The organism is Paenibacillus sp. 01T431, from assembly GCF_056398625.1.
Genome location: NZ_JBFTPT010000010.1, coordinates 121,572 through 142,172, shown reverse-complemented (window position 1 = coordinate 142,172; position 20,601 = coordinate 121,572). Strand labels below are relative to the sequence as shown.

Here is a 20,601-nt window from a genome sequence, read left to right as displayed (position 1 = left end):
TCGGTGTCCTTTAGACGCTGAAAATCAAAAAATTATGGCTATAAATCAACTATTCGCAAGTTCCAGCAGATTGCTCTACCGTTAGATTCTCGCTAAGCTCGTATACTGCTCGGGAGCCGCCTATTAACTTTGGCCTTGTGATAGCCATCGTGACATGCGCTCCGCCAATTTCACGAATCGTCGGACGAACGGGAACAGCCACCCGCTTCAAATGCATACCGATAAACGTATCACCTATATCGATGCCCGCATGCGCCTGCACCGTTTCCACCAAACAAGGCTCCTTCAGCTGACGATAGGCATAGGCTGCCATGGAACCGCCCGCTTTAGGCACTGGCACTGCACCTACAATATCAAGCCCCAATCGTTCTGCGGAAGCTTGATCAATGACAAGCGCGCGATTCAGATGCTCACAGCATTGATAAACGGGAATAAAGCCAACTTCGCTGCGAACCGTTTCAACGCCTGCGTAAATTTGTGCAGCCGTTTCAATGGTGCCCGAAGTCCCGATGCGATGACCAAGCACCTCACTAGTACTTACACCGATTACTAGCAGCTGACTCATACCAAGCTTGCCTGCCGCTGCCAGTTCCCGAACAATTTGCTCAACCTGTTCTGCAATGCTTCCTAGCTGTACGTTTTCGTCTACGTTCATTGCGAATGCCCCCTAATTAGGACTGGCTGCTGTACTGTTCTTCAATTTGTTTCACTTTACTAACACGACCGACATGACGTTCTCCATTTGAGAACGGCGTTTCAAGCCATATGCGAATAATTTCGAGTGCCACTCCAGGACCGATCACTCGTTCCCCAAGCGCCAAAACATTAGTATCATTATGCTCCCGAGTGGCTTTGGCTGATAACATATCATTCACAAGCGCACAGCGGATGCCGCGTACTTTATTAGCCGCAATCGACATGCCGATACCTGTTCCACAAATGAGTATACCGCGCTCTGCTTTGCCGCTCGTAACAAGGTCGCATACGGGCAATGCATAGTCCGGATAATCGACGGATTGGTCACAGTTGCAACCAAGATCTTCAATTTCATGACCAAGCGATTGAAGAAACGGTACAACTTCATCCTTCAAACGATAACCTGCATGGTCAGCACCAATAGCAATTTTCAACGCAAAAGACCTCCTTAGAAATGAAACATCACAGTGCTAGTATACCTATTTTTGCCCAAAAAGACGAAAAAAGAGCAAGACATGCTTATTAGCATGCTGCTCTTTGCCCAGGCGACCGGCCGTATATTCCGATGCTCCACCGTGGTTACCCACTTCCGTCGCCAGTTACATCGGAAACCGTATATTGTCATTTTATTATATCTTATACAGTTGCAAAAATCAATCGAATGGAAGCAAAAATGGCTTCTGCAACCCTAAATACTTATCTTTTGGCAAGCTTGTCCAGCAGCTTGACGAGCGCGTCCTCTATTTCATTAGCACTGCTGCTGTATATAGCAAGCGAGCCTCCAAAAGGATCAACGATGTCAAAGCTCGGTATGCGACGCTCCAGCTCAAGCAATCGTCTTCTCTCGCCAGTCGTCAGCTGTTGGCCAAGCGCCTGCTTCATATGAAGCTCTGTATAGAGCTGCTCCAGCTCCTCAATATCCGCGAGCACTTGAGCGTCTTGATTTGCATATTCCTTTAACGTATAGATTTTGTCGACCGCTTCGGGATGCCATTGCAGCAAACCGCGCTTATGATTGACCGTCATTGTCAAAATAATATCAGCCCAACCAACCGCCTCGCTCGTCAGCGCCAGCGACGTGCTCTTATGCTCGATGTCCCGCTGCCTAAGAGTCTCCACAGCATGAGCTGACACAGGCAGTCCATCAATAGTAGATATGCCTGCGGAGCGAACGGCTACGGTGATCCCTCTCAGAGCAGCCATTCGGCGAAGCATAGCCTCTGCCATCGGTGAGCGGCATGTATTGCCTGTACATACAAATAAAATACGTTTCACACTGCCAACTCCTTTTTGCACGTTATTCCAAGCTGTTCAACGATTAAGCGAAAACACCTGCAGCGTTCCTTAGATGCTAAAGCAGCTTTGACTTGAAATTTAAAATAAGACTGCAATATTGTTCTGCTTTCTTACTTATATTCTAAAAGATAAACAAGATGCCGAACACGAACAAAATTCCTCCGCCTATGGCCTCGCCATATTCGCCAAGCTGACCGCTGACTTTACGCCCCAGCATTAAACCACATATCGACATCAGCCCGCCGAGCAGACCGATAAGTAAAACCGTCATCAACATGTTTGCAGCGAACATCCCAAGCGTAATGCCTACTGAGAACGAGTCGATACTGACGCTAAGCGAAAGCACGAGCAAGCCCCAAAAAGATTTATGGTCAAAAGATTGAACCGCCTCGCCGCGCAGCGAGCTATAAATCATATGTCCGCCGAGCAGCACTAGCAAAATGCCTGCCGCAGTCGTGGCTACATCTCCAAGCAAGGAGCCCACGTATTGACCTGTAAAAATACCTGCCAGCGGCATGATCATATGAAACAACGCAGTTACAATGCCCAGCTTCAAAATATCTCGCAGCCTTATGCCTTTGAGCCCTATGCCGAGCCCAAGAGAAAATGCGTCTAGACTGAGTGCCACCGCAATAATAAGCAGCGTCAAAAACTGTCCAGCTTGTAATTGTGCTTCAATCACAGCCTATCTCCCCCATGTCCGCTTGTAGTCTTTACCAAACATATGCGGACATGAGGACAAACATACTAGTGCGGTTTCAAGCTAATTCAGTTTCAAAAATGATCGTTCCCCTTAGAACACTTTCTATACACGAATAATTCGGTTTCCAGCCGCTTTGGCCAACCGATTCATAAGCGCTGCGCCGATCCCATGCTCCGTGCAGCCCTCTGCCCAAATACGCTGAGCGCCTGCCCCGTCAAAATCACGCAATGCGGCATAAAGCTGATGCGCTGCTGTGCCAAGCTCCGCCTCGCTGCCTAATGAGAAAACATGATCTGCATCGTAGCGATTCAATCTCTCTTCGAAAGCAAGTACGCCAGTTACCTCGCCGCGCATCTTTGCAGCTTCTACTTGATCTTGAATGTAAGCTGCGACAGCTTCAAAATGTCCTTGCACAAGCTCAAGCTCCCCTTGTGGCGCATAATGAGTATATTTCATGCCTGGTGATCGCGGAGCCGACTCCGGTTCTTCTATCGAGGCACTATCAATCAACGCATGGGGTGCCGCTTCTTGAAGCGCTTCGCGCGTAATGCCGCCTGGCCGCAAAATACGAATGCCATGCTCGCCAGCAAGCTCAATTACAGTAGATTCCAGGCCGACGCCTGTTGCACCGTCATCAACAAGACCATCGATCCGCCCATCCAGATCCTCCAGCACATGCTCAGCAAGTGTTGGGCTTGGCCTTCCAGAACGATTGGCGCTTGGTGCAGCAATTGGACAATCTGCGATCTCAAGCAGCGCAAGCGCTGTTCTATGATCCGGTATTCGAATACCAACGGTAGACAGTCCAGCCGTTACGAGCGGCGATAACGCATCCTCACGAACGGGCAGTACAATGGTAAGTGGCCCTGGCCAAAACTGTTCCATCAACGATGAAGCCAGCTCCGAATACGGCAGCACCAGCTCATCTAACTGCTTGCGACCCGCAATATGCACAATGAGAGGGTTGTCCGATGGACGTCCCTTTGCGGTGAATATCCGCTCAACCGCCGCCGAGCTGCGAGCATCCGCGCCAAGCCCATAAACCGTCTCCGTAGGGAAAGCAATAATACCGCCTTCTCTTAATTGGCTGGCAGCTTCCGATAATTGTTCGCGCAGCTGAGAATCATGAGCCTGCTTTACGCGCCATACATTTGTTTTAGTCATCTCTATCCTTCAATCCTTGCTCTTAATTGAAATTGTTCATTCATTCGTTATTATAGCATAAGCACCCGCAAACAAGCAGAAACGACAACTGCACCTTTACATTCAAAGGTGCAGCTGTCGTTTCTTATGAAAACAGTGATTTAATCCAATTGATAAAAGATTCGATCATTTCCCAAATAAAAAATTTTGCTTCCGGCGCTTCGCCTTGGGAAGGAGTATCTGCTGGAGCTGCTGCTAAGGAAGCTGTCTTAGCCGCTGCACTATTCGATTTCACAACTGATGCTTGCTCTGTCTCTGTTCCAGCTGCTGCTGATGCTTCACCGCTTACAGCATCGATAAAACATAACGGCGGGAACAATACACACCACCAATTTTGTCCGCCGCCTTCGCCAAGTGTAATACGAAGGGCTTCATAGTCGCCAGCAGGGTAAACTTGATTGCCGTACATTTTTGTCGGGAACGGTACCATTCCAAGCTCTGCGGATGAGCCATATTCAAAGCCGCGGCTCTTGAGCACTTCTGCTGTAATGCGTTCAATTTCAGGCATATTGGCGAGAATCGTCTGACGTGCTTCCTCAATCGTCTGAGGTCCCGTCACCCAGCTATTCATCGCTTTAACGATTTCATCCCGGACAAGACGTTTCACGACTTGATCAGCAGGATTATCGGAATTGGCTAAAATACGAAGGCGAATGGCTTCCTGCGGAATTTCTCCGCCTGCAACCGCAGCATCCATTTGCTGAGCTTCCCAGCTCATAATTAAAATGATAAGTGCAAAAATTATAAAACCATATGATTTGCGATAAACAAATTTATTAGCCTTACCCGAATTAGAATGAGCGGATTTAGAAATATTGGAATAGGAATGAATAGAATAATGGCTGGACATATAACACAAGCTCCTCTCGTCGCACCCGTCAGTGCGTCTGCTTGCGTTCCGGAACGTATCTATCCGTCATTATGTCCGTTAAGCTTAATATATAAACCTATCAATCTATCTATTTTTTATCTTATCGCAGACGCTCTTCTAGCAAGTTATACTATTTTCAATAAATGAGAAGGATGGATGAAGAATGGATTTCCAAAATACTTATGCAGCGTATCGACCGCTGCTCCATTCCATTGCTTATCGGATGCTTGGCACATTCAGCGAGGCCGAGGATTTGGTCCAGGATGTGTTTGCAGACTACAGCCTTTTGGACCCTAGTGAAATTAAAAATGAGAAGGCCTATCTCGTTCGAATGCTCACTAACCGCTCGATCAATCTCAGCCAATCCGCTCGCAAAAGAAAAGAAGTATATGTTGGACAGTGGCTGCCCGAACCAGACGTCAGCACCGTAAAACAAGACCCTGCTGAAATTTATGCGGAGCATGAAGAGATTTCCTACGCGCTGCTTGTCATGCTTGAGCAGCTCACAGCCGTTGAGCGGGCTGTGTTTATTTTAAGAGAATCGCTTCAATACGATTATGAGGATATTGCTTCATGCTTACATAAAACGACAGCAAACTGTCGTAAAATATACAGCCGAGCCAAAGAGAAGCTTCAGGAAGATAGGTCGATGCTTCCCATGAACACGGATAAAGCCGAGACCCTCGCTGTTGCCTTCATGGAAGCAGCTTCCTCTGGAAATTTCGAGAAGTTGATTTCTCTTTTGTCCGAAGAAGCGATACTTGTCTCCGATGGAGGAGGCAAGGTACGTGCAGCTATTTTCGCTATTATTAGCAGAGAAAGAGTCATCGCCTTTTTGAAGGGTGTTATTCCGAAGACCTTCTTGGGAGATGGCCATCAATTCGCTGACGTGAACGGACAAGCTGGTGTCATCGTTAACCAAGCCGGTATGCCAAGAAGTGTGATCAGCTTTCGGCTCGATGAGGAAGGGCAGAAGGTGGAGCGGATTTATGTCATGTTGAACCCTGATAAGCTGAAGCATATTCGGATCGAATGACCATCTGAAAATTTACGAACCGCCAATTTCGAACACCGGATGACTAAACAAGGACGTCTAAATAAAAAAAAAAATTCAACCTTCTGTCACAACCGATAACTGTGTTTTGTCTTAGAGGATGAAAGCAAATAATTAGAACATAGAGGAGAATGAGGAACATGACAGAAAGAGTCCAAATAGCAAAAGAAATACCTGCTGCATATCAGGCAATGAGCGGATTGGAAAAATACCTAGGCACTACGAGCATCGACAAGCAGCTGCTAGAATTGATTAAAATTCGCGCATCGCAAATAAATGGCTGTGCATTCTGCATTAATATGCACACGAAGGACGCTAGAAGCTTGGGTGAGACTGAGCAGCGGATTTATGCATTGAGCGCTTGGCGCGATACGCCTTACTTTACGAAGGAGGAGCGAGCGGTACTCGCTTTGACGGAGGCTGTCACAGTCATTACGAAGGAGCATGTACCTGATGCGGTATATGAAGAGGTTGCCCGATATTTCGAGAGCAAACAAGTTGGCGAAATTATTATGGCTATTATTACGATCAACGGGTGGAACCGTCTTGCGATAAGCACCGGTATGATGCCGGAATAAGTGTGAGCGGCTAAAATCGAAAAAAAGCGCTATGTGATGGGTTACAGCGGAAATGGATCTAGAATGTAGGCTTATGTTTGCTCATAGTCTACAGAAAAGCGCTAAATGATGCTTTCCAGTGAAAATAGGTCTAGAATATAGGCTTATTTCCGTCAAAGGAGCCGTTTTCTCGAAAATAGATCTAGAATTTAGGCTTATTTTTGCGAATCACATACAAAAAAGCGGTAAATGATGCTTTAGAGCGAAAATAAGTCTAAAAAGTAGGCTTATGTTTGCTCGTAGCCTACAGAAAAGCGCTAAATGATGCGTTTCAGCGAAAATAAGTCTAGAATATAGGTTTATTTCCGTCAAAGTAACTCCCTTCTGGAAAATAGAGCTAGAATGTAGGCTTATTTTCGTCAAAGGAGCCATTTTCTCGAAAATAGGGCTAGAAAGTAGGCTTATTTTTGCTCATGAGCTACAAAAAAGCGGTAAATGATGTGTTTGAGCGAAAATAAGTCTAAAAAGTAGGCCTATTTCCGTCAAAGGAGCCCTATTCTCGAAAATAGAGCTAGAAAGTAGGCTTATGTTTGCTCATGAACTACAAAAAAGCACTAAATGATGCGTTCCAGTAAAAATAAGACTAAAAAACAGGCTTATTTCCGTCAAAGGAGCCCTTTTCTCGAAAATAGAATAGAATTTAGGCTTATGTTTGTTCATCACCCGCAATAAAGCGCTAAGTGACATGCTCCAGCGAAAAAAATCTAGAAAATAGATTTATTTTACTGAGCCCAGTCAGGCTGCTGCTTGAAAATGGCTGCTTTAAATGAAATAGAGGCTTTCCCGAAGTAGATAAATCTACTTTTGGGGAAGCCTCTTTTGCTGCAAGCGAAGTTAACTCCTCGTTGCAATGACATGGCGCTCGATTCCAGCGTAGTCACTGATGATTCGAATGTCGTCCCATTGCGACATTTCGCGCATCATGTCGGCAACGATGCGAGGCTGGCCCATGCCGAGCTCGAATGCGACGATGCGAGGCATCTGCGCGAGCAGCGGAAGCTGCTCCAGCATGCGCCGGTACGGGATCAACCCGTCCAGCCCGCCTTCCAGCGCGAGATGCGGCTCATAGTCGCGAACTTCGCGCTGCAGCTCTAACATATCCGCCGCCGGTATATACGGCGGATTGGATACAAGCACGTCGATGCGAAGCTCGCCGTGCTGCAGTTCACCCTGCTCATGCCCATGTACAAATGGCATGAGCAGGTCGCCCTGCACGAATGTCAACCGATCCGCCGCCTCATGGCGGATCGCGTTCGTGCGGGCGACTGCCAGCGCGTCCGGCGATAGATCGGACGCGCATACGCGCCATGCGTGACGCTGCGAAGCTAGCGTCACGGCGATGGCGCCGCTGCCTGTGCCGACGTCGACAATCGTCGGCGGCTGCATATCCCCTGCAATCAGCGCAGGGGGCCAAATAAGATCAGCTGCTTCAAGCACAGCCTCGACGAGCAGCTCTGTTTCCGGACGCGGAATGAGCACAGCAGGCGAGACTGTAAATGGCCGCCCATAAAACCATTGCTCACCTATAATATATTGAACAGGCTCCCCAGCAGCCTTACGACGTATGAGGCCTTCCCATTCTGCTAACCGCTCTGCAGGAAATAAATCACTGCCATCACGCAGCAATGCCGCTCGATCCATATTCAGCAAATGCATGAGCAGAAGCTCTGCATTGTTGCGCGGTTCTTCCACCGCTTCCGATTGCAAAATCGCTGTCGCTTGCATGCAAGCTTGCCGCAATGTTAATGGCGCAACAAACCATTGCTCCTCCGAATGCTTGCTCATCCCTGTATCGCCCTTCCCACTTTAAAGTAACTTCCTTCTCCTTCATGCAGCAACTATAGCCACTCTTTTGCTATTACTGCCTCACTGCTAACAGCACATTTGACTATAATTCACTGCCATGTCCAATCTATTTATGTGCTCCACACGACCACTTGCCTTGCCTTCGCTTCCCCAAACGGAACAAAACGCCAGACCACTGATTGCTTATTGTAAGCAACCAGCGACCCAGCGCAAATTTGTTAAGCCATTTCACGTTCCATAAGATCAGCTTGCTCTGCGATCGTCAGGGAGGAAATAACCTCTGTCAAATCGCCGTTCATCACTGAATCCAGCTTATGAAGCGTTAATCCGATACGGTGATCCGTTACACGGCTTTGCGGGAAATTGTATGTGCGAATACGTTCGCTGCGATCTCCCGTTCCAACCTTGCTCTTACGCTCGCCCGCATACTTTGCTTCTTCCTCTTGACGGCGAACATCAGAGATACGTGCACGAAGCACGGCAAGTGCCTTCGCTTTGTTCTCATTCTGTGATTTGCCATCTTGGCAAGTCGCCATAATGCCGGTTGGAACGTGCAATACACGTACCGCGGATTTCGTCGTATTAACGGATTGACCGCCCGCTCCACTGGAACAGAACGTATCCACGCGAATATCCTTGTCGAAAATTTCAATCTCCACATCTTCAACCTCAGGCATAACAGCTACCGTAGATGTTGATGTATGAATACGGCCGCCTGATTCCGTTACTGGAATCCGTTGTACGCGATGAGCGCCGCTTTCGAATTTCATCTTGCTGTACGCGCCTTTGCCCGTAATCATAAAGATTACCTCTTTAAATCCGCCAACGTCGTTCTCACTGAAATCCATTAGCTCTACACGCCAGCCTTGTGCATCAGCAAACTTTGTATACATACGATATAACTCATATGCGAACAATGCTGCTTCGTCTCCGCCAGCCGCACCACGAATTTCGACAATAACGTTCTTGTCATCATTAGGGTCCTTCGGCAATAGAACGATACGAATTTGCTCATCAAGCTCAGCTTGGCGTTTGCTCAATTCGTCGATTTCCATTTTAACCATTTCACGCATTTCGTCATCGAGTTTCTCAGCTTGCATTAGCTTAGCGTCGTCCAGCTGCTCGGTAACTTGTTTATATTCCGTAAAGGCATCATATGCCTCTTGTAAATCCGACTGCTCCTTGGAAAGCTCTCTAAGCCGCTTGGGATCACTGGATACATCTGGATCACACAATAGCTCACTCAGCTTCTCATACCGGTCTGCGAGTGCTTGTAAACGGTCAAACACGATCATTCACCTCTGTTTATTCCATTAGGATAATGTTCATTATACCATATCATCGAGTTTCTATCGACTGCTGGTTTCGATTTACAGCCAGCTAATCATGCCCATTTTTACGAACCGCTTCAATCTTCATATGCCAGGCAACCGCCATTGGTTACTGAGCATCCAGCATGAATCCTGATTGCAACAAAACCCTGTAAGCGCAAAGCTGCACTTACAGGGCTCTATTATTCCCCTAATATTTACACGTTAAAACGGAAATGGATAACATCGCCATCACGAACGACATATTCTTTGCCCTCAAGACGAACTTGCCCCTTCTCACGAGCCGCTACCATCGAACCCGCAGCTGCAAGATCTGTAAAGGAAACAACCTCAGCACGAATGAATCCACGTTCGAAATCGGTATGAATAACGCCAGCCGCCTGCGGCGCTTTTGTTCCACTGCGAATCGTCCATGCGCGAACCTCTTGTACACCGGCTGTAAAGTAAGTGTATAGGCCAAGAAGCTTGTAAGCTGCACTGATCAAACGGTTCAAGCCCGACTCCGACATGCCAAGCTCCTCAAGGAACATTTCTTTATCTTCGCCTTCAAGCTCAGCAATCTCAGCTTCAACCTTCGCGCTGATTGGCACAACTTCAGCACCTTCAGCAGCTGCGAATTCGCGTACTTTTTGTACGTACTCATTGCCGTCTGAATTTGAAACCTCGTCTTCGCTCACGTTAGCGGCATACAATACCGTCTTCATTGTCAGCAAATGCAAATCACGAACAAGCAGCTTCTCATCATCGCTCAGCTCAAGGCTGCGAGCAGGCTTATCGTTGTACAACGCTTCCTTGATGCGTTCAAGCACTTCGATTTCTTGAACAACTTTTTTGTCTCCGCCCTTAAGGTTTTTACGGGAGCGTTCAATCTTTTTATCAACCGAATCAATATCCGCCAAAATAAGCTCCAAATTAATCGTTTGAATATCGCTAATTGGATCAACCTTGCCAGATACATGAGTAATGTTATCATCTTGGAAGCAGCGAACCACATGAACAATGGCGTCTACCTCGCGGATATGCGCCAAAAATTTATTGCCCAATCCTTCGCCTTTGCTTGCACCAGCAACCAAGCCGGCAATATCGACAAACTCAAACGCTGTAGGCACGATGCTCTTAGGAACAACGAGCTCAACCAGCTTGTCCAAACGCTCATCCGGTACTTCAACAACACCAACGTTAGGATCTATTGTACAAAAAGGATAATTGGCAGATTCTGCTCCTGCTTGCGTAATTGCGTTAAACAATGTTGATTTGCCGACGTTGGGCAAACCTACTATTCCTGCTTTCAATGCCATGCTATAAGACACCCCTATTTTCCCGAAAGTAAACAACTCCAGCTATTATACCCCAGCGTCACCTACTTTGAAAGTGCCATCCGTTAAGCCTAAACGGCATTTGATGGCTTCCTTGGCAAATGAAGACGGTTTTCTGATCGATAAAAGCATTGTAAGTTGTGAAAACCTATAAAACCCTGCATTTGAACAGACGTTTGTTTTTAACTCGTTTTATACCCCTAAACGATATTGTATTTGAGCCTCGCCGCAAGATAGTCACTTCTGAGAATGATAAGCCGCGCTGCGGAAATACTATGTTGGCGCTGGCTTAAGCTGTGCGCACAAGCACCTAAAATTTGAGGAGGCAAGCTTATGGAAAATCAGACTCATAAGGGTAATTACAAAGGAACGACGAATATGAAAGCCAAAAATCAAGATATGGCATTCGTAAATGATACCATTAAGGATACGAAATCAGTAACAAATTTTACCTCGAAAAAGAAGAAAACGGATTAAAGGATAACTTCCGAGCCCTTATCTATAAAAAACCTGGGTTCTGCAAGCGTATCATCCACTTGTAGAATCCAGGTTTCTTGTATTAAGAATACATTACATCCGAAGCGGCGCTTCTTGCAGCTCTGCGCGCGATTGAAGGTAACGGAAAAACGCTACCGATGCTTCGCCTCGCGTCACTTGTTTCTTAGGCAAAAACTTGCCATCCGATAAGCTCATAATTTTGAGACCTACAACAATGGCTGCCTGCCCCTTATTCTGGATCTGATCCGAATCTTTAAACGAGGCTTTAAAAATATGATCATAATTCGCAAGCGCGTTATAACCAAGTGCTCGCACGATCAGCTCCGCCATCTCATCACGGGATACTTTACCGCTAGGGTTAAAGGAGCCATCCCCAACATCTATCAAATTTTGTTCCAATGCACTTTCAACATAAACGAAATAGCTGGAATCCGCAGCTACATCATTAAATGAGGCTTTACCACCAAGTTGATTACTGAAAGACATCGAGAGAGGTGATACTCCGCTGCTGCGCGCTAGCACCAGCATTTTAATCAGCTCTCCACGTGTAACTGCCTCATTGGGACGCACAAGACCATCCTTCACATCAAGCGCTTTGTATGCAACCATTAGTTCAAGCTGACGCTGTGCAAAGTGTCCATCAATATCCTTAGCCTTTGGCTTCTCGAGCTGTGTGACATCACCTGTTTCCCGATTTCGCCAGCCGCCCGTCACTGCATCGAGGAACACAGACTCATCCATAAGCTTAGGCACTAATTGGTAAACTAGTTCTGCTTCTGTCTTTCTATCCACTTCGTCGCCTCTTATTTCACCTGAAGCAATCATCAACTTATATTTCTCAATTGGAATAGGCTGCCCGTTCCATGTGAAGCTTTGCACAAGCCGATACGTAAGCTGTGTTCGGTAATAATTCAGCCAGCTGTCAACTGCCTGCTCCTTCTTAATCAAGGCAGGAGCCTCAGCTGGATATTCAAAGTTCGACAAATTAGCATCGTAATTTACAACTTCCCCAGTGCTTGAATGTATCGACAAGTTAATGTTGTCATATTCAACCACTGCGCCATAGATTTTGTGTACAAAATTGAAATAGTATTGACTAGGCTGCCCTGCGACAATCCCCTCATATTGCTTCGGATCAGGTTTGACCAGATATAGCTCATCCGTTAGCCATGGCAGACGTTTCTTAATTGCCTCTACCGCTGCTGTAGTCGCTTGCTCTAGCGTCACCTTTGTCCCGCCTGATTGACTTTGTTCGTTATACATATACGTATTGAAATGGCGAACCTCTCCAGTGCGACCGTTAACGGAAGCTGAAGCTGAGCCCACTTCCTTGCCATCCTTTTTCACTGTCCAATTCAGCTGCCAATAAGCTTCGGTTTCACCTGTGCTCTCATTGCTATTTTCACTGTAGTTGGAACCATTCATCTCCACCCCTGCCGGCAGCGCAAAAGCAGCTTTTACCGCATCTATCGCTTGCTTCTCGGTAACTGCCCCCGCCTTCGGCTTTTCGCCTAAAGGTTTCTCGGATATAGGTGTTTCCGATATCGTTCCCGCTCTAAAATAACTGTCTCTCGACTGATCCTTTAGCTGGCCAGTCACCGCATCGATCGATATAGGCTGAAGCTCATAACTAAGCAAAGGTTTTCTTTTTCCCTGCATATTGTAAGGCACGATATAAGCTAACAGTGGAGCTGCTGCTGCTCGCAGCTTTTCATTTGCCTCTGCTGCAGACAGCTTTGCATCTACTTTCGGGAAAATAATTGTATCATCCCACTGCAAGGAAAATCTTCGGACATGCCCCTCACTATCCACTTCAAGCTCTATGTAGTTATCTACATAGGGTATGTCATTCACCAACCGATCATAACGAATGGAATGCACAACCTCACCCGTTAGCGGTGGACGCAGTTGAACACCATAGTCAGGATTGTACTGAATTTGTCCTTTATAATCAGCTGCGATTTTATCTATGAATTGGAGCGCAATCTGCTGAGCGGCATCACGTTCAACCTTAAGCGGATACGTTGGTTTGGCAGATGGGTTATCGGTATAAGAGTTGAACTCCAGAAGCTGACCTTTATCCGCATGAATACGAACGTAGATGCTTCCCAGGTGCTTGCCGTTCACCTTTTTCACGAAATCCAGTCCCCAAGCATTGCGTTTGCCGCTAGCCATCACTTCCATATTAAGACTAGCTCCTTGGAGGACATACTCCTTCGGAATGCTTACATACTGCCTCGCTAGTGCTTCCGCTTTCTCTTTCGTTATTGCTACATCAACTGGAGCTGCAAATCCTTCTTTCATGATGTCTCCTTCCGACGATGGCACGGCATTTGCTGCTGCATTCGTCACTGCTGGCTTGTTTGAGCTTTCAGCAAATGCCGTTGCTGGCAACATACTCATAAGCATCGCTGTTGATAGCACTACCGCAAGCCTCTTTCGATGATTGATCCTCACTGCTTCACCCTCCAATGCTTTTCCAATTTATTCATAAATTAGACGCGCCATACATTGCGGAAGTTGCACAATAAGCGAAAAAAGACTGCCCAAGGCGCTTGTCCTTTAGGCAGTCTTTTACAATATACAGTTAAAGCTGCTACGCCGTTTTTCTACGTTCAATATATGCCCATATTTTTTGCAAAATATAAATACCGAGCCAAGAGAACAATATAATAAACAGGGGCATAACGGTAAAGTTATATCGATATTCCGGTACGAACACAAGCCTAATCATCGTCATGACGAAGATGACCACCGCCAGCATGGCTGCAGGATGTCTCCATCTCCATATAAGCGCAAGCAGAGGAATAATCGTGCTGTATATAATCAGTACATGTAAGTATGCTACCTTCGGATAAGCATGGTACAAAGGAGCATGTCCCGAGCCGAAGAACATATGCGTATAAGTATATTTAAGCTTTCCTACCGTATACCATTTTACATATTTCCAGGTTTGCTGCGTGAAGCCTGCTTTGATGCGCGCCCAAGCGACCTCATCCTGCGTCAATCCCGTTGGATCAACGATCTTGTCTGTATAATCTTTATTCGGATAAGTACCCGCTTTGAACGGATTGGACTGTGAAGCAGTCAATACAAACTCATTTAATGAAACGACATTCCTTATCCACCAAGGAAGCATCGTAGCAGATAGGCAGAGCCCCGTAATAACACCCATTAATAGAACTTTTTTGAAAATAGCCCATTTGGATATGACCTCGGTCTGCACACCCGATTTCTTCTTGTACCATTTCTGAAGCAAAAACACTCCGTACATAGGAACAAAAATCGGTAGAAATTCCGCCCTGACAAGTACTGTCAGGCCTAACAAGATACCCGCTAGCGCAGCATCACGCTTTCGTTCGGTACGAAAGGCATATAACTGCATAGACAGATAGGCCATTAAGAGAAATAATGCGAGCGTTTCTGTGAGAACTGCTCCATTTGCCCAAATAAAGGGATGATAAATTGCACTAATAAAAAACGCTACAATTGCCACCCATTTGTTTCTTGTTGCCTGCAACGCAATCATATAAATGATAATGAGTGTAGCCATGCTAATTAACACCTGTACCCAGCGAATAAGAGGGAACGGCTCTACGCCGATTTGATCAGCCACCAGATACATACCCGTCATAAAAAGTGGATAACCCGGTGTTACCCTTGCATTTGGAACCTCTTCCTTGTAGGCGTAAATGCCTTCATCAAGCAACCGGTGCACCATCTCATCGTAATACTTCGAATCATGTGAAATGTTATGTTTGACCGATGTAAGAAAATCAACCCTCAGCCACAAGGCAAGCATAAAAATAAGAACGATCGCTATCGTCCATGCTTTGTTTTTCCTAACCCATTCCACCACGTAAATTGATCCTCCCCAATGTTGAAAGCGGCTTATTTCCAAGCGAGTACAATTACACCCGCCAAAATAATAGCTGCGCCTATCCAGCGCTGCAGCGGTACCGATTCGTTAAATATAAATACAGCTGCAACCAGCGCTATTACATAAGCCAAGCTTTGCAGCGGATAGGCAAGGCTAAGCGGCAGCTTCTTGAGTACGTACAACCAAAGAACGGTAGCAATTCCGTACAAAACAAGTCCTGACCATATATGAGGCGACCACAATAACGATACCCATGTGTCGCCTTTCGCCGTATCCATTTTGTTCATTCCTGTTTTCCACAATAACTGGCCAGAAACAAGCAGCAAAATATTAAGAAACAATATGATATATGCCATTATGAATCCGACCTTTTGCGCTCATGCAGCTCGTGATGTAAAATTCCAAGCTCTTGTGTAAGACGAATAACCTTCTCCGACAATTTGGATACAATGACTGTAAGATGCAAAATAAGCATAATACAAAATAAAATTCCGACTAGAAAAAGCAATGCCGGCGCATAAGCGATACCAATCGCGTGGGCCAGCGTATCAATAATCTGGACGCGTACGGACAAAATCAGCATCACTACACCAAACAACAGCCAGAGCATTGAATACTGCTCACGGAGCAATCTCCGGTTAATCAACATAATCAGCACGAACAAAAAAACCACACTTGTGATAATCCACAAGGCTTGCATGGTGTATCCTCCTTAAAGTTTGCAGAGCAAACTCTCATCGTAAACATTTTTCTAAGATTGAACCTCGACTGGCTTCGTTGCTTTCAAGCTGCGAATGAATAGCGACAATGTTACCTTAACCATATAATAAACCGAACGCATCGCATTTATTGATGACGTACCGCCTGTACGTGCTTCCATCACGACAGCTACCTCGCTTGTACGCAATCCGCTGCGATGAATGAGCACGATGGAATCCACTTCTGGATAGTCTGTCGCATAATCGCTTTGGAATACAGCAATCGCACGTTTATTTGCAGCGCGGAACCCTGAGGTAACGTCCAGCACACGTTTGCGTGTCATTGCAGTAACAATAGTAGATAAAATCTTGATACCGACTCTGCGCGTTGCAGAGGACAAGAAGCCGGTTTGTTCAATAAAACGTGAACCAATCGCCAAATCCGCTTTCCCGCTAAGCACGGGGTCCAAAATCAAATGAAGCTGCTCCGCCTTATGCTGACCGTCGCCATCCACTTGAACGGCAACATCATAGTCATAGCGGTGGGCATAACGATATCCCGTTTGCATAGCTCCGCCGATGCCCAAATTGGTCGGAAGTGTAATAACAGAAGCACCATTCGCTTCAGCTACTTCACGTGTACGGTCTTTGGAGCCATCATTAATGACCAGAATATGAGCAGATGGGCAATGTGTCTTCACATCATGTATCACATGGCTTATGCTGTGCTCTTCATTATAAGCCGGAATAATGATCAAAATTTTTGAAGATGTCATACCTTGCCGCAGGGACTCTCCGGTAACCGTTTTGTCCTTTTTCGTACTGACTGCGTTCACTACATCACCACTCCATAAATCAAAGTTAGGGCACGCTGCTGCGTACAATTATTTTTAATTCTACTAACTAAATTAGTATAAAGCAACAGATAAGGTTGGTATAAACGCTTATTATTTCCTTAACATTTGCTTAATTAGGTCGAATTTTACATTCACACTTAGTACCTTTTATACCAATATTATCTTACTGAAAATAAGAGTTTCCAGAAAAAAAATATCGCCTGACACCAGTTGCTCACTGATACCAGACGATATTAAGACGGTTATTTATTACAAAATGTTGCTTACATTTGGCCGGAAATTTTTGCTTTCAAAGCATCTTTGGATTGTACGCCAACCATTTTGTCAACGGGTTGACCGTCTTTGAACAAAATCAATGTTGGGATACTCATAACGCCGAATTGTGAAGCAAGTTCTGGCTGCTCATCAACGTTAATTTTAGCAATTACTGCTTGGCCTTCCAGCTCAGCGGAAAGCTCCTCAACGATTGGTAGCTGCATTTTGCAAGGTCCACACCAAGGTGCCCAAAAATCTACAAGAGAAACGCCGTTTTGAATGGACTCGTTAAAGTTTTCTTTCGTCAATGCTACTGCCATTTCAATCATCCTCTCCAAACAATGTGTATGATAAAGGGAATACCCGTCTCACCGTTAAATGAAACATCATTTGCTAACCGCATGCGTGAATTTGCTTCAACACATCCTGAATCGTAATCGCGCTAAAATGACTTTCCAGCTGCTTCTCCGCTGTACAAAATATGCCGAACATCACTTGATTCATATTCGACCCAACAACACAATCCATCTCTGGGTTGCCCGAGCACCAGCTCGGAATTAGCGAGCCTTGTGCCATCACGCGATAAATATCGGCAAGTGTTACCACATTCGGGTCAATCGTCAGCCTATAGCCGCCTCCTGAGCCTTCACGGGTATCCACATATCCACTGCGGCGCAAACCACCCATTACCTTGCGAACACGAGCAGAATGTGTGCCGACATTCTCGGCGATCATATCGCTGCTAGCCATTCTTTCCGGTAAATAAGCCAAGTAAACGAGACTGTGTACGGCAATCGTAAATTCGCTGTTCACTGTTTAAGGGCCTCCCTGCTTTATACTGTAATTTTATCCGTTACAGTTAAGTTTGTCAATAGGTCAGGTCGCCATCTCGCTTTCTTAGGATACGGCAGGAGCAATCACGTTATTCCCCAACAGATTTTGGATTAAAGGCAAATGTTTTTTTGGGTTTTCTGTCATGTTTGAAGGCTTCTGCTGAATAAATATGAAAGGTGCATCCTTATTTGATTTGAACGTATAAGAAGACATTCAAATCCAATGGGCACATGGCTTCCTACACTAGTTTTACAATGTAAAACTTTAAGGAGGTGACGCATAATGGCGTTATTTTGGAATCGATGGGTAGTCATTCGTACGGAAGGGGGTTCTAGATCGGAGCTCATAGACCGATTGGAAGCTCATTTCAAAACTAATGGATTGAAAACCAAAATCACCATTGAGGGCAATTCCTTGAAACGGATTCATGTGCTTAAAAAGGATGCCGATCTCGCCAAGACGCTGCTGGACGCGTTTGACGAGGAGCATTAAGATGTGCGGCAAAGATTTGCCAAGCAGCAGCACCCTTGCAGGGCAGCCGCTGCTTGTGCTGCTTCCCTAGGACGAGCGTCCCACAACGGATGAATTTCTCATAAAACGATAGCCCTTACGAACGCCGTTCAGCACCCATTCGGGAACCGGAATCGGTTTTTTGGATAGAAAAGGCATGTAAATACGATTGTAGGCTTTCTTCAAATCATCCCACATCGTGCACGGCTCTTCCTTCAAAAAATCTGAAATATCAAGCACGATGCCTCTTCCATCCTTAATCATTACATTTTTTCCATGCACATCATGCGGGAACAAACCGCGGGATCTTGCATACTCCAGCGCTTGATCAATATCTTCTATCGCCTTTTTTGGTATTGCTGCTCCATCAATGATGCACTGATATAAGGTCTTTCCCTTTAATCGCTTTAAAATCAAATAATAATGGCCTTTATATTCTCCGGCATGATAACAAGTTGAAAAGGCAGGATGCGTGCCAATTCGCCGGTAAACCTCGCATTCACTCTCCCAGCCGTCGCGGCCTGGCGCATAAACCTTCACAGCTATATCCGAATAATCCTGATGTGTAAATACGCCTGCGTAATTGCCCGCCCCAAGCAGTCTCCAACCTCGCGGCGTCTCCGCTACCCGGATTGGATTTGTGGGGTCAACGCTATCAAGCACAAGCTCCGAGAGCAATGACTGCTCCATAAGAGCAATAAACGTATTCAGCTGCTTCTCCTCCATAGTAAGTACTCCTCTTCTCCCTATCTACATACATGCTTTCCTTTCATTGTAAGACCAGCAGCTGCAAAAATAAAGACCGCACCAAAAAGCTTTAAAGCCCTTTTGTACGGTCTCTCTTCAAATTTGATCCTAATGGCCTCCACTTACTACTTTCAGCCCGATAACGCCTGAGATAATCATAGAGAGAAACAACATCTTGCGCCAATTTCTCGACTCTCCAAAAATGACCATACCTAGCACTACGCTGCCTATCGAGCCGATTCCGGTCCATATCCCATATGCCGTACTAATTGGAATCGTCTGTAACGCTTTAGATAAGAAGAAAAAGCTCACGAAACCAGCGCCAATCGCCCCTACCGTCCCCTTCCAGCGTTTAAAGCCATCAGAGAGCTTCATGAAAGTAACGCCGGCGACCTCACCGAAGCCTGATATGATTAAAAAGACCCATGCCATTTTATGAACCCACCTTATCTTGTTCTATGTTGGTTACAGCCTTTGGTGCTTTGTCAGGAGCTGGCTTGTCATTTGACACAAGCTTAAGTCCAACTATGCCCCCTACAAGCAATGCGATAAAGAACAAACGCCAAAAATCAGCCGGCTCATTCAGTATAATAATACCTGCGAGAACAGTGCCTACTGTTCCAATTCCCGTAAACATAGCATAGGCTACGCCAATCTCAATCGTACGCATTGCGCGGGCAAACAGCATAAAGCTTAGGACAAGCAGCACCACTGTTATTATGCTTGGAACAAGCACTGTAAAGCCCTCCGAATATTTGAGGCCAAACGTCCAGCCTACCTCAAGAAACCCCGCTAATAATAAAAAGACCCATTGCATTTTTTTTAATCCTCTCTCGCTGTCATCGTCCAAATCTGCCATAATGATTGCCACACCATTTGCTTCCTTTTCTCAAGCAGCTCTTTTCCATATATTTGATTCTCAACAAGGATGCCATCTACACATACATAAAAGGTAGCAATTAACCGTTCCGTCTCTTCCAGGTTAAACAACCCTTGTGACGCTCCCTTTTCCAGCACGCTAATAATTCCCTTGTTCAGTTCATACTCATAGCGCAATAAATCTTGATTGAGCTGTTCGCGCAAATGGCGCGGCGGTACAAGCATCGTTTTCTTCAAGAAAGCTTGACCTGTCGTTAAATGAGTGAGATCGGTAAAAAAAGTAAACAGTCGATGTACTTGCTCCTTAATCGGCGCCTGATCCATATCTTGAAGAAGCTCTATAAACTGATTATGCTCTTCAACAATCATTTCCTGAATGAGCTGCAAGAACAGTTGTTCTTTCGATTTATAATGTGCATAAATGGACGGCGTCTTAATGCCCACTGCCTTAGCAATTTCTGACAAGGATGCCCCCTCATAGCCTGATTCTGCAAACATCGTCAGCGCCGCCAGCTTTATTCGTTCCGACGTTGTTAATTCAGTACTCATG

The 20,601-nt window shown here is 45.8% G+C and carries 24 protein-coding genes and 1 riboswitch; of the genes, 4 read left to right on the top strand and 20 right to left on the bottom strand.

Translation table 11 applies throughout. From position 1 onward, the window contains the following. Positions 1 to 49 precede the first annotated feature (49 nt). The 6 genes from AC1DM9_RS19325 to spoIIR all read right to left on the bottom strand — a co-directional run bounded on the left by AC1DM9_RS19325 (position 50) and on the right by spoIIR (position 4,748). Positions 50 to 655: a TIGR01440 family protein gene (locus tag AC1DM9_RS19325; RefSeq protein ID WP_477550648.1), complete on the bottom strand. Its 606-nt coding sequence runs from the start codon at positions 653 to 655 to the stop codon at positions 50 to 52. A gap of 16 nt (positions 656 to 671) precedes the next feature. Next, a complete protein-coding gene (rpiB, locus tag AC1DM9_RS19320; RefSeq protein WP_477581675.1) occupies positions 672 to 1,130 on the bottom strand; it encodes a ribose 5-phosphate isomerase B in 459 nt (152 codons plus the stop codon). Positions 1,131 to 1,228: 98 nt separating this feature from the next. Then, positions 1,229 to 1,309, bottom strand: a riboswitch (ZMP/ZTP riboswitch). An 83-nt stretch (positions 1,310 to 1,392) separates the two neighbouring features. Beyond that, positions 1,393 to 1,971, bottom strand: coding sequence for a low molecular weight protein arginine phosphatase (locus AC1DM9_RS19315; protein WP_076266269.1), 579 nt, complete (start codon positions 1,969 to 1,971; stop codon positions 1,393 to 1,395). Between the two features lie 142 nt (positions 1,972 to 2,113). Continuing rightward, a complete protein-coding gene (locus AC1DM9_RS19310; protein ID WP_076266270.1) occupies positions 2,114 to 2,674 on the bottom strand; it encodes a manganese efflux pump MntP in 561 nt (186 codons plus the stop codon). A gap of 123 nt (positions 2,675 to 2,797) precedes the next feature. Then, positions 2,798 to 3,859, bottom strand: coding sequence for an L-threonylcarbamoyladenylate synthase (locus AC1DM9_RS19305; protein ID WP_477512674.1), 1,062 nt, complete (start codon positions 3,857 to 3,859; stop codon positions 2,798 to 2,800). A gap of 124 nt (positions 3,860 to 3,983) precedes the next feature. Beyond that, complete coding sequence (gene spoIIR, locus AC1DM9_RS19300; RefSeq protein ID WP_441910158.1) at positions 3,984 to 4,748, bottom strand: stage II sporulation protein R; 765 nt, start codon at positions 4,746 to 4,748, stop codon at positions 3,984 to 3,986. 184 nt (positions 4,749 to 4,932) lie between these two features. On the opposite strand from spoIIR, the gene AC1DM9_RS19295 reads away from it, so the two are divergent. Next, entirely contained in the window at positions 4,933 to 5,805 is an 873-nt protein-coding gene (locus AC1DM9_RS19295; protein WP_477581673.1) for an RNA polymerase sigma-70 factor, read from the top strand. 158 nt (positions 5,806 to 5,963) lie between these two features. After that, on the top strand, positions 5,964 to 6,401 hold the full coding sequence (locus tag AC1DM9_RS19290) for a carboxymuconolactone decarboxylase family protein (RefSeq protein WP_339205421.1): 438 nt from the start codon (positions 5,964 to 5,966) through the stop codon (positions 6,399 to 6,401). Positions 6,402 to 7,274: 873 nt separating this feature from the next. Here the strand turns inward: AC1DM9_RS19290 and prmC are convergent. The 3 genes from prmC to ychF all read right to left on the bottom strand — a co-directional run bounded on the left by prmC (position 7,275) and on the right by ychF (position 10,875). Beyond that, a complete protein-coding gene (gene prmC, locus AC1DM9_RS19285) occupies positions 7,275 to 8,225 on the bottom strand; it encodes a peptide chain release factor N(5)-glutamine methyltransferase (protein WP_477581672.1) in 951 nt (316 codons plus the stop codon). Positions 8,226 to 8,464: 239 nt separating this feature from the next. Beyond that, positions 8,465 to 9,535 (bottom strand): peptide chain release factor 1, encoded by a 1,071-nt coding sequence (prfA, locus tag AC1DM9_RS19280; protein ID WP_076266276.1) that lies wholly within the window; start codon positions 9,533 to 9,535, stop codon positions 8,465 to 8,467. 239 nt (positions 9,536 to 9,774) lie between these two features. Further along, positions 9,775 to 10,875 carry a redox-regulated ATPase YchF gene (ychF, locus tag AC1DM9_RS19275; protein ID WP_477581670.1) on the bottom strand — a complete coding sequence of 367 codons (1,101 nt, stop codon included), beginning with the start codon at positions 10,873 to 10,875 and terminating at the stop codon, positions 9,775 to 9,777. Positions 10,876 to 11,226: 351 nt separating this feature from the next. Here ychF and AC1DM9_RS19270 point away from each other — a divergent pair, with 351 nt between their 5' ends. Continuing rightward, entirely contained in the window at positions 11,227 to 11,370 is a 144-nt protein-coding gene (locus AC1DM9_RS19270; protein WP_477581668.1) for a hypothetical protein, read from the top strand. 93 nt (positions 11,371 to 11,463) lie between these two features. On the opposite strand, the gene AC1DM9_RS19265 is transcribed toward AC1DM9_RS19270, so the two are convergent. The 7 genes from AC1DM9_RS19265 to AC1DM9_RS19235 all read right to left on the bottom strand — a co-directional run bounded on the left by AC1DM9_RS19265 (position 11,464) and on the right by AC1DM9_RS19235 (position 17,894). Next, the gene (locus tag AC1DM9_RS19265; protein WP_477581666.1) at positions 11,464 to 13,848 is read right to left on the bottom strand and encodes a YcdB/YcdC domain-containing protein; all 2,385 of its coding nucleotides are present in this window, start codon (positions 13,846 to 13,848) and stop codon (positions 11,464 to 11,466) included. Positions 13,849 to 13,987: 139 nt separating this feature from the next. Further along, positions 13,988 to 15,250 carry a phospholipid carrier-dependent glycosyltransferase gene (locus AC1DM9_RS19260; RefSeq protein ID WP_477581664.1) on the bottom strand — a complete coding sequence of 421 codons (1,263 nt, stop codon included), beginning with the start codon at positions 15,248 to 15,250 and terminating at the stop codon, positions 13,988 to 13,990. A gap of 32 nt (positions 15,251 to 15,282) precedes the next feature. Beyond that, a complete protein-coding gene (locus tag AC1DM9_RS19255; protein WP_339205425.1) occupies positions 15,283 to 15,627 on the bottom strand; it encodes an EamA family transporter in 345 nt (114 codons plus the stop codon). Further along, positions 15,627 to 15,971, bottom strand: a complete 345-nt coding sequence (locus AC1DM9_RS19250; RefSeq protein ID WP_054025487.1) for a DUF2304 domain-containing protein — start codon at positions 15,969 to 15,971, stop codon at positions 15,627 to 15,629. The genes AC1DM9_RS19255 and AC1DM9_RS19250 overlap by 1 nt, the downstream gene beginning before the upstream one ends. 51 nt (positions 15,972 to 16,022) lie before the next feature. Then, positions 16,023 to 16,805 (bottom strand): glycosyltransferase family 2 protein, encoded by a 783-nt coding sequence (locus AC1DM9_RS19245; protein WP_339205426.1) that lies wholly within the window; start codon positions 16,803 to 16,805, stop codon positions 16,023 to 16,025. A 284-nt stretch (positions 16,806 to 17,089) separates the two neighbouring features. Continuing rightward, on the bottom strand, positions 17,090 to 17,401 hold the full coding sequence (trxA, locus tag AC1DM9_RS19240; protein ID WP_054025488.1) for a thioredoxin: 312 nt from the start codon (positions 17,399 to 17,401) through the stop codon (positions 17,090 to 17,092). Positions 17,402 to 17,474: 73 nt separating this feature from the next. Further along, positions 17,475 to 17,894 carry an RrF2 family transcriptional regulator gene (locus AC1DM9_RS19235; RefSeq protein WP_076266281.1) on the bottom strand — a complete coding sequence of 140 codons (420 nt, stop codon included), beginning with the start codon at positions 17,892 to 17,894 and terminating at the stop codon, positions 17,475 to 17,477. A 303-nt stretch (positions 17,895 to 18,197) separates the two neighbouring features. Here AC1DM9_RS19235 and AC1DM9_RS19230 point away from each other — a divergent pair, with 303 nt between their 5' ends. Continuing rightward, a complete protein-coding gene (locus tag AC1DM9_RS19230; protein WP_076266282.1) occupies positions 18,198 to 18,407 on the top strand; it encodes a hypothetical protein in 210 nt (69 codons plus the stop codon). A 66-nt stretch (positions 18,408 to 18,473) separates the two neighbouring features. Here the strand turns inward: AC1DM9_RS19230 and AC1DM9_RS19225 are convergent, their stop codons facing one another. The 4 genes from AC1DM9_RS19225 to AC1DM9_RS19210 all read right to left on the bottom strand — a co-directional run bounded on the left by AC1DM9_RS19225 (position 18,474) and on the right by AC1DM9_RS19210 (position 20,600). Next, a complete protein-coding gene (locus tag AC1DM9_RS19225) occupies positions 18,474 to 19,151 on the bottom strand; it encodes a serine/threonine-protein kinase (protein ID WP_076266283.1) in 678 nt (225 codons plus the stop codon). Between the two features lie 129 nt (positions 19,152 to 19,280). Further along, positions 19,281 to 19,604, bottom strand: coding sequence for a DMT family transporter (locus AC1DM9_RS19220; protein ID WP_076266284.1), 324 nt, complete (start codon positions 19,602 to 19,604; stop codon positions 19,281 to 19,283). Between the two features lies 1 nt (position 19,605). Next, a complete protein-coding gene (locus AC1DM9_RS19215; RefSeq protein WP_477512682.1) occupies positions 19,606 to 20,043 on the bottom strand; it encodes a DMT family transporter in 438 nt (145 codons plus the stop codon). Next, on the bottom strand, positions 19,995 to 20,600 hold the full coding sequence (locus AC1DM9_RS19210; protein ID WP_477581661.1) for a TetR/AcrR family transcriptional regulator: 606 nt from the start codon (positions 20,598 to 20,600) through the stop codon (positions 19,995 to 19,997). The genes AC1DM9_RS19215 and AC1DM9_RS19210 overlap by 49 nt, the downstream gene beginning before the upstream one ends. Position 20,601: the final 1 nt, after the last annotated feature.

Coding starts and splice junctions, on each gene's coding strand:
- AC1DM9_RS19325 (WP_477550648.1), bottom strand. CDS start 655: ATGAACGTAGACGAAAACGTACAGCTAGGAAGCATTGCAGAACAGGTT.
- AC1DM9_RS19305 (WP_477512674.1), bottom strand. CDS start 3,859: ATGACTAAAACAAATGTATGGCGCGTAAAGCAGGCTCATGATTCTCAG.
- spoIIR (WP_441910158.1), bottom strand. CDS start 4,748: ATGTCCAGCCATTATTCTATTCATTCCTATTCCAATATTTCTAAATCC.
- AC1DM9_RS19295 (WP_477581673.1), top strand. CDS start 4,933: ATGGATTTCCAAAATACTTATGCAGCGTATCGACCGCTGCTCCATTCC.
- AC1DM9_RS19290 (WP_339205421.1), top strand. CDS start 5,964: ATGACAGAAAGAGTCCAAATAGCAAAAGAAATACCTGCTGCATATCAG.
- prmC (WP_477581672.1), bottom strand. CDS start 8,225: ATGAGCAAGCATTCGGAGGAGCAATGGTTTGTTGCGCCATTAACATTG.
- ychF (WP_477581670.1), bottom strand. CDS start 10,875: ATGGCATTGAAAGCAGGAATAGTAGGTTTGCCCAACGTCGGCAAATCA.
- AC1DM9_RS19270 (WP_477581668.1), top strand. CDS start 11,227: ATGGAAAATCAGACTCATAAGGGTAATTACAAAGGAACGACGAATATG.
- AC1DM9_RS19255 (WP_339205425.1), bottom strand. CDS start 15,627: ATGGCATATATCATATTGTTTCTTAATATTTTGCTGCTTGTTTCTGGC.
- AC1DM9_RS19250 (WP_054025487.1), bottom strand. CDS start 15,971: ATGCAAGCCTTGTGGATTATCACAAGTGTGGTTTTTTTGTTCGTGCTG.
- trxA (WP_054025488.1), bottom strand. CDS start 17,401: ATGGCAGTAGCATTGACGAAAGAAAACTTTAACGAGTCCATTCAAAAC.
- AC1DM9_RS19230 (WP_076266282.1), top strand. CDS start 18,198: ATGGCGTTATTTTGGAATCGATGGGTAGTCATTCGTACGGAAGGGGGT.
- AC1DM9_RS19225 (WP_076266283.1), bottom strand. CDS start 19,151: ATGGAGGAGAAGCAGCTGAATACGTTTATTGCTCTTATGGAGCAGTCA.
- AC1DM9_RS19220 (WP_076266284.1), bottom strand. CDS start 19,604: ATGGCATGGGTCTTTTTAATCATATCAGGCTTCGGTGAGGTCGCCGGC.
- AC1DM9_RS19210 (WP_477581661.1), bottom strand. CDS start 20,600: ATGAGTACTGAATTAACAACGTCGGAACGAATAAAGCTGGCGGCGCTG.